1 protein-coding gene is annotated in these 544 nt (G+C 43.8%); it reads left to right on the forward strand.

Features of this window, described 5'->3' with window-relative positions:
• A partial coding sequence (locus tag DEH07_06125) for a transposase (GenBank protein ID HBY04111.1) occupies nucleotides 1-446 on the forward strand: 446 nt, incomplete at its 5' end.
• Between the last annotated feature and the right edge of the window lie 98 nt (nucleotides 447-544).

Raw genomic sequence — 544 nt, forward strand, 5'->3', positions numbered from 1 at the left:
CCGACTTTTACGTCGATGGCGGTTACTTCAGCGCAGGAGTAGAAAAACAGGCGCAAGACACTGGAATTACAATGCACTATACAGACATGACCGGGAAAAAACCAGATCATGAAAAGCTTCCGCTGACCGCATTTAAAATTAAAGACCACAAAACGGTAGAAGCCTGCCCGGAGGGACACACTCCATACAGTTGCCAGTTTAATGGAAAGAATAATGTGATCCTTGCTTATTTTGACAGGAATGTCTGTTCGAACTGTCCCAGACAAAATGTCTGCCCGGTAAAATTTCGAAAAAATAATACAGTATTGCGAGTTGAACAACAGGCTGTATTTCTGGCCGAAGCCCGCGCACGTGAAGAAGATAAAAGGGCCAGAAAAGAAGCTACCAGCAAACGTACAGCTCTTGAAGGAACCAATTCCTCGTTAAAGTGTTCACAAGGAGCTTAGAAGACTCAAGGTAAGGGGTAAAGCCAAAGCGACACTGGTAACTGGATTTAAAATCATTGGGCATAATTTTAAGCAAATCGTCCGCTTCTTACATGGAG

The sequence above is a fragment of the Desulfotomaculum sp. genome (assembly GCA_003513005.1).
Taxonomy (GTDB): Bacteria; Bacillota; Desulfotomaculia; order Desulfotomaculales; family Nap2-2B; genus 46-80.